Source organism: Deminuibacter soli, assembly GCF_003412455.1.
Lineage (GTDB): Bacteria > Bacteroidota > Bacteroidia > Chitinophagales > Chitinophagaceae > Deminuibacter > Deminuibacter soli.
Genome location: NZ_QTJU01000005.1, coordinates 360,160 through 367,604 on the forward strand (window position 1 = coordinate 360,160; position 7,445 = coordinate 367,604).

At 40.1% G+C, this 7,445-nt stretch carries 8 protein-coding genes; 3 read left to right on the top strand and 5 right to left on the bottom strand.

Annotated features, from left to right (window positions below; genetic code table 11):
* Positions 1–362: 362 nt before the first annotated feature.
* A complete protein-coding gene (locus DXN05_RS24725) occupies positions 363–539 on the top strand; it encodes a hypothetical protein (RefSeq protein WP_158559275.1) in 177 nt (58 codons plus the stop codon).
* A 97-nt stretch (positions 540–636) separates the two neighbouring features.
* On the opposite strand, the gene DXN05_RS15915 is transcribed toward DXN05_RS24725, so the two are convergent.
* Positions 637–2,487 carry an AAA family ATPase gene (locus DXN05_RS15915; protein ID WP_147313941.1) on the bottom strand — a complete coding sequence of 617 codons (1,851 nt, stop codon included), beginning with the start codon at positions 2,485–2,487 and terminating at the stop codon, positions 637–639.
* Positions 2,488–2,646: 159 nt separating this feature from the next.
* Positions 2,647–2,877, bottom strand: coding sequence for a hypothetical protein (locus DXN05_RS15920; RefSeq protein ID WP_245975225.1), 231 nt, complete (start codon positions 2,875–2,877; stop codon positions 2,647–2,649).
* Between the two features lie 294 nt (positions 2,878–3,171).
* Between DXN05_RS15920 and DXN05_RS15930 the strand changes: the two genes are divergently transcribed.
* Entirely contained in the window at positions 3,172–3,534 is a 363-nt protein-coding gene (locus tag DXN05_RS15930) for a hypothetical protein (RefSeq protein WP_116848258.1), read from the top strand.
* Positions 3,535–3,592: 58 nt separating this feature from the next.
* Here the strand turns inward: DXN05_RS15930 and DXN05_RS15935 are convergent, their stop codons facing one another.
* Together DXN05_RS15935 and DXN05_RS15940 are read right to left on the bottom strand one after the other, a co-directional pair.
* Positions 3,593–4,207, bottom strand: coding sequence for a hypothetical protein (locus DXN05_RS15935; protein ID WP_116848259.1), 615 nt, complete (start codon positions 4,205–4,207; stop codon positions 3,593–3,595).
* A 170-nt stretch (positions 4,208–4,377) separates the two neighbouring features.
* Positions 4,378–5,031 (bottom strand): hypothetical protein, encoded by a 654-nt coding sequence (locus tag DXN05_RS15940; RefSeq protein WP_116848260.1) that lies wholly within the window; start codon positions 5,029–5,031, stop codon positions 4,378–4,380.
* 563 nt (positions 5,032–5,594) lie between these two features.
* Between DXN05_RS15940 and DXN05_RS15945 the strand changes: the two genes are divergently transcribed.
* A complete protein-coding gene (locus tag DXN05_RS15945) occupies positions 5,595–6,200 on the top strand; it encodes a hypothetical protein (RefSeq protein ID WP_116848261.1) in 606 nt (201 codons plus the stop codon).
* Positions 6,201–6,390: 190 nt separating this feature from the next.
* Here the strand turns inward: DXN05_RS15945 and DXN05_RS15950 are convergent, their stop codons facing one another.
* Positions 6,391–6,825, bottom strand: a complete 435-nt coding sequence (locus DXN05_RS15950) for a hypothetical protein (protein WP_116848262.1) — start codon at positions 6,823–6,825, stop codon at positions 6,391–6,393.
* Positions 6,826–7,445: the final 620 nt, after the last annotated feature.

The following is a 7,445-nucleotide window of genomic DNA, read 5'->3' on the forward strand; positions in this document are numbered from 1 at the left end:
CACCGCCATGTTTACCAGCATAGAGCTGTTAAGCCGCCCGTAACCAATTAGCCCCGGTTCATTGGCCATAGCGCGTTTTAAAACAGGATGTACCCTGGCATCGCGCTGTATATCGGTTTGTGCATAAGAATGTGAAAGGAAGAATAGGAATGAAAGCAGAAAAAATAGCCGTCGCATAAGTTTGGGTTGATGCAGCTAATATAATGATTTGCCATTATATGGATACAATAGAAAAAAATTGAAAGCGGCTTTTAGTAACAAAAAGCCATTCGTGTAAAAAGAATAAACTGGTATTTGCCGTTTACTTGCAGCTACAATAGCCAACTGCTAATATTGCGGCCAATTACCAAAATTAACCCAACATGAATGCTTGTAAAAGAGGCTGGCTGCTGCTGGCCCTATTCACCGCTGTGTGCAGCCAAATGTACGCGCAAAGCAGTACCAATTTTAGACCCCGCTTAAGCACTGCGTACAATGCCGATTCGCCAACGCCTGAAGATTCATTCTCTATTCAACGGCTGGGCACTTTTGGTTTGTAGAAACACAATATAACGGCTGTAAATCAATTTTATCATAATATATTGGACTAAATTTGTCTTTTATTTTGACGGCTAATAAGTATAATAAAACTGGCATTTACTTGTGATGTGCTGCTATAAACTTGTACAATTTGTTAGCTAGATCTATTGCCTCTTTGCTTATATCTTCTTTCACCTGTATGTAGTCAACGGCTTTCTTGGCAAATTCAACTTTATTTGCAATCGCCCCTGACACACTGGCAAATTTGCTTTCGTCAGTTTTAATTGAATCCAGATACTTTCCTAGATATTTATTCTTGTAATGTTTTTCTTCTATTTTAGCCCCAGCTTTAATATTATTTTCACCAATAATGGCTGTTAAAACGGATGCAGAAAGAAGGTTTTCTATTTCATTACATTCCAAACAATAATACCTATCCCCCAGTTTGTCTTTTAATTGAGCATGCCTTTTCATCTTCTTCGTCTGCGTTTTCTTTCTACCGTTGTGCTTTTCATGTCCCGCATCATCTTTATCAGTAATAAGAAATAACTTACCGCATAAGTTCTCTACGGCGATATTAGGGTGTGCTGGATCTTCATCATCTAAAAAAGACCAATGAGTAATATTATTACCTCCATATTCGACAAATGAGTAATGCTTTTCTTCATAATATTTTAAGGCTTTATTCTTTTGAATTATTTCTAAATACTTCCGCAAATAAATTCTATCTGTTATGCCTTCAACCCATATTGTGCAATTCGATAGAAAAACAGATGAATTTCTAACTCCCAACAAAGCCAGTATGTTGATCTCCGTATTTTCAACATTTTTGATTATAAATGTTGGCTTTTTTCCGATGTCTTCCGATTTTTCAAAAGTATAAACTGCTACGCCCCTATAGTCAAAAGTCAAATCAAGTATATGATTCGAATGTGTGGTTATGAAGTACTGACAATTTCTAAATTCATCCTTTAGTAACGTTTCGATAAGCAGTCTTTGAAATCCTGGATGTAAATGAGTTTCTGGCTCTTCAATAAAAACTTTCAATGAATCATTCTTAAAGAAGAAAACCGGATATAACAAAATTATTAAAGATTGTATGCCATCACCTAGATTGTAAATTGGTTCCTCATGATTACCAATCTTTACATAAACTACTGGTTTTTTATGTCGGGGAATCAGTTCAACTTTTGCATTATTAAAAAAAGTTTCTGAGATAAATTTGCAAAACCTATTTAACGTCTCCCTCTCTTCACCGTCACCATTGTAAAACCTGTTAACGTCATCATATAAATTTAATCCAGTGTATATATCATCTTCCAGTTTATTTCTTTTTACCTCCGTAAAATAGTCAAACACTGTTCTATCCTTATAGTTATCATATTCATTTAAAAAGGAAATTTCTCCGACAGCCGGCCTTTGAATTGGCCTTAAACCTCTTAACACAGGTATATAAATCCGTCTAAATTTATAGTGTACAGATTGTGAATTTCCACCTACCAACTGTTTAATGTCATTTAGGCATTCTTGGGTAGTTAGCAATAAATTATTGAGCTGCGGAAAATTAGAAATCATCCCTTTCAGTATTCTTTCAGTTTCCCTCAAAATTTTAAATACGAGCTCATAGCTCACGAATGGTGTCAAATATATGAAGGGAAAAAATTTTTCAACATCCATTCTAATGGATTCAAAGGCATCATGTTCGTTAAAAAAATTATTTTTCTTAAGTTCGTCAATAAAATATTGAAATCTCTCATTAATAAAATTTCTATCTGCAACGGGGCTGAGAAATTTCAACTCTTCATCAGCAAAAATCTTCCTAAGAAACCTACTTTTACCAGAGTTATTTTCTCCAACTAAAATGTTTAATCGAGCTAGATTATCCAAATGGCCAGAGTTGCTAGCATACTTATATTCGTTATAAAGATCGTTATCAATACCTAGCGCGGAAAAGAATATATTCTCCATATGGATAATTAAAAAAAAGGCTGCCAATTTTACGATTGACAGCTATCATCAATTGGACCAATTTTCTATTTTTTACTTAATAATTCTTCTAATAATTTTACTTTACTACCCTCACTCTCCAACAGCCTTTCATACAACTTCTTATTCTCTTCCATCAGTTCAAGCAATTAATATAGATACGTTGTCATGATTGGTAACGGTGTTACCTATGATATTAATAGCAACGTCTTCACTAAAATTCCTGATCGCCTCTGCAGGCACTTTTAGTACCTGGGCAATTTGTTCCATCAGGTCATCGTCAATGCAGTCTTTGTCTCCGAGCAGGGTAACTTTTTTCTGAGTACAGTCATCGCCCATTTTGGCGGCGAAGGCTTCCTGTTTAATGCCCATTATTTCACGTATGCGCTTTACGTTTCTGCCTTCGTGTACTTGTTAGCCATAGTTGTTAGGGTAGTAAACAAATATAATAAAATGCACCAGTTTGTACCAATGTAGTAAAAAGCCTGAACAAAGGTGCATAAACTGAACAAAACTGAAGCTGTTTGTAAACGGATAAAACATCCCCAGCAGCGGCATATTATATGCTCCAAGCAGCATAAAATATCCCAAAAACTGGTATACACCAAAGCCCAACACCTGCTTTGCAGCGAGGTTAACAAAAAACAGGCGCCAATATGCTTGCCAATGCCCCATAAGGTGTTTACCCGGTATTACGATGAGGGATGCAACCTGCTGGCAAGCGCCGCCACTTGTTTGCAAAGCAATAACCTGCCCGTTGCCGGGCTGCTGCTGCACCATGCTAACCTGCTTTTTTACAATAGCCTGCTGGCAAGTTTTTTTAACTACCCGCAATCCAGCCTTAATATTACTACCCTGCGCGAGCATGTTATGGCCTACATACCCAATATGCCAAATGTGTTTGCAAACGAAAGGGAAACATTTTACTACCTGTGCAGCACCCGCTGCTGCAAATTAAAATCTGGGGAAGATAGTTCGATGGTTTTATGGCTTAATGGTTTTATTGTAACTGTACCATCTATATGGTAGCATTAACAAACTACATGGATAGTTATTTACCAGTAATGCTATGGACGGGGTAATACACTTAAAACCTCAGCACTGCCGCGTTATCCGGTAACACCGTTGTTACTGTATCGCCGGTAGTGCCGGTGTATTTGGGTTGAACAGATGGGTTTGAAGGGTAAGCCTTACCGTTAAACTGAACCAGGTATGGCGTGCCGCTGCTTGGTACAATTAAATCGTGCCAGCCTTTGGTGGTGTGGTTGCTTATAATAATAGGGCCGCTTACAATGGTAAACGCGGTTATCTTCTCCCCTTTGTTATTTAACAGGTAAACAGTGCATCCTCCGCTGCCGCAGAAATACCGGCCTTTCATGCCTGCAAATATTTCAGGCCGGCCATCGCCATTGATATCGGCGGTTGAATAGGTGAATTGCCGGTCGTCACTGTTGAGGGATTTTAAATCATTGGTCAACAGTTTGGTGGTAAGTGCCTGTTTCACGAGTGCCACTACTGCATTGGTTGTATCTGCAGCTGCGGGCAGCGCCGCGGGTTTTACATTGGTATGATCTGCACTGTCGGTGGGTTTGGCCCGGGCCGTGCTGTCGTTAACGGAGTGGCCTGGGCCTGCATTGCAAGCCAGGGCGGTAAAAAGCACTAACAGGGCGGCGAATAATCTTGTGTACTTTATAACGGGCATATCACATGGTTTAAGTTAATAACAATAACAAAACAGCAAACACGCGAAGATGTTGTGTTCGTTAGGTATCTAATTGCGCCATCCATACGGTGGCATTGCCGCAGTCGGGGTCGTCTTCTTTGTAGGTGAGTATGCGAAAGCCATTTTCGTGAAGCAGCTGCAGGTGTTACTTATGGATTTAGGGAACAAGGTCTGCCATTTTTTATTTCTTCGTATGCGGTTGGGAATGCAAATACTTCTTTTTTCCCTTCTAGGGTATTGCTTCTTGGAATTTGGGTCCCTATTTTCTTTGCCATTCGTCTAAGTTTGTTCCAAAACTTTTCAGTTGTCTGTTCTGCACCATTTCCAATTAATTTATAATGATTGCCAATCCAACCAAAGTTTGACATTCTAATTTCTTGGTCATGTGGAAGATTTATTTCCAAATGAATTACACCTGGATATCCTGCACCGAAATATGGAATTCTTGAATTAGCTCCGGTTCTTATCTCCGTCCAACCCAACCATGGATTATCAACTTTACCATCTTCATTCGAATCTTCCTTGTGAAATTTAAGTGTAACGCTACCGTTATTGGCTTCAGGCAGCGGAAGTTGTCCAGAAGGAATGTGCCATAGGTTATACTCAGCATAATTTGGAATTACAAAGTTGTATCCATCACCAAAATTTTGATTACCAATGTCATTTTTTATGGTGTGTTCCTTTTTTGCAATCCATTTTTTGTGTCCATTAGAAACTAAAAATGCAATTTCTTCTTCTTGATTGAGCCAATCATTCAAGAAGTCAATGTCTTTGTCTAATAAATACATTGGAATCCATGCCATAGTAGAGTGTCTCGTTTCGTTGCTGCCAACGAGCAGGTATTGCCGATGGAATTCCGTCCGTCCGGAACTGCTGCCTGGCTTTTGATAAAGTTAAATATTAAGAACCAAAGTTGGGCTTTATTTGTTGAGACCGAACCACACCGCAACAGAATTACCGCTGCTTATTGCTTCAATGTCAAGCCCCACTATTGGCAATACTAATGTTATGCGTAAGCTTTTACGTCATCCTTTTTTCTTCTTTGTCTTGTGAAATTGAAATCCGTCACATTCAATGATAATTTTTACGCTTGGGTCATTGGGAACCCATATAAAGAAGTCTGGCCGTATTGCGGTATTATCAATTTTAAGATTTGAAAAAAAGCCTGAAGTGTTATGTGATAAAAGTAAAACTCAAATATTGTTCAGCAATAGAGTGGTGGCTAAACTCTTCAACATTTAAACCTTTGAACTGTTAAAACCTTAAGCTGGCTTTTTACAAACTGGTCGATGTGAACAGTCTAATTACCGATACCTGGCTTATTTATCAGCAGAAATGCTTAAATTGATGATATAAACCTACTATAGTGCACAAACAGCTGAAACTGTTTATACTATCTATTTTCCTGCTACCGGGCCTGTACAAGGCCCAGGCCCAGGTTATAACCAGCCTGGAAGAAGTGCAGCCTTATTTTTATAATCTCCCCCTATCGGCGAGTAAAGAAGCGCTGCTGCAGGAAGCAAAACGGCAGTTCCCCAACAATACCATCGACAGTTTTAAAATCATCGGCAATTCAAAGGTATATTTTGAAGATACTACGGTGGTGTATGATTATTTTCATAAACGCCCCATTCGTGCTACGCTGCGTATTTTTCAATACCTGCCCAAGGCCAATGCTTTTCAAAATGATACTGCGCTGCATGTGCAGGTAAGCGCTTTTTATGGCACCGGCAAAAAGGCCAAGCGGCATATGTACAATACTTACAGTACGCTCCGCGATTTGTTGAATGGGAAGTTTGCACAGCAAAGTTCTGCCTGCATTTTTGCTGCGCGACAGGTAGGCTCTTTTACTTCTTTCTCTATGCAGGATACGATGCATGCGCCACGTGTGGTTGTGTGCTGGGATAAGGATGGCAGCCTGCCACTTTGTTTGGCGTCAATCACGTTTATCCAGCCTTCTCAGGAGCGGTGAGTGGTGAGTTGATCTTAGCGAATTTTTTAACCGCGGAGGTCGCAGAGAAAACGCCCGCAGAGGGCACAAAGGATAGCGAATTTATGGCATAAGTATAACGAAAGAAAACGCCTCTGCGGTAACCCGGCAGAGGCGTTTGTTATATACAATTCTATTGTTTTGCTCGTAGCTCGAAGCTTGCAGCTCGCAGCTATTTCCTGAGTTTTTTGAACACTTTCACAGCACCATCCTGGGCTATTTGCAGGATGAATTTTTTGGTATCGTTTTCCATAGAAACATAATAGTTGAGGCCGGTGGCGGTGTAGTTCATTTCAATGGCTTCGGTGGCGGTGTAATCCTGGTATTTTTCTTTGAGGGTGGTTTGTGCTGCTGCAGGTAAATCGGTAAGGTTTACTGCGCGGCTGGTGCCCAGGAAGGTGCCGTCTTCATCATAGAAAGCCTGCATGTTCAGGTTGTCAACGGTGAAGCTGATGGTGGTAACCATGCCGTTCATTTTCCAGTTGATGTTGCTGGCTGCCGGCCATGCTTTTTTAAATGAGGTGCTTACTTTTTCAGTATTGGTACCAGCAAATGCAGTGGCAGTAAGACTGATAGCGATAACGGCGGCGAGGATAAGCTTTTTCATAAACGTAGTTTTTATAATTTTTTTGTTGTTTGCGTTTGATGTTAGGTATAATGCCAAACCGGTGCCATGTGGTTACGACAGCCGTAACTGATTGATAATTAAGCAAACTTTGAAACGTTAAAGAAAAGCAGTTGTACGTAAGCGGACAGTTTTCTGTTCACAAGCGGACAGAAGGGTTAAAAGTTTACGTGTTTCAATGTTCAAGGATGGAAGCGAGTGAATTAACCGCAAAGGCCGCAAAGAAAATACGCAGAGCACGCAAAGAATGCGCAGGTGGGGACACCAGCGCAGGCGGGCGGAGACACAAGCGCATGTGGGACACCAGCGCAAGCTACATAAAATAAAAGCCACGCGGTGCGTAGCTTTTATTTATTCACTATTGACTATTCATTATTCACCAATGGCCCCCACTCACCACTCACTACATTCCACAAAAAAGAGGCCGTCTCAAAAGTATTTGGGGCGGCTTTTTCAATATTGGCCGGTATACCACGCTATATAGCGGAGACTTTGATTAAGTGAGGTAAAATTATAAGATCACAGGATTGTGTTAGTAGAAGGGCGTTTGTTTGATTGATTTAGCCTGCTTTTTTAGGCTATTTTCTTTCTTAAGTTGTGTG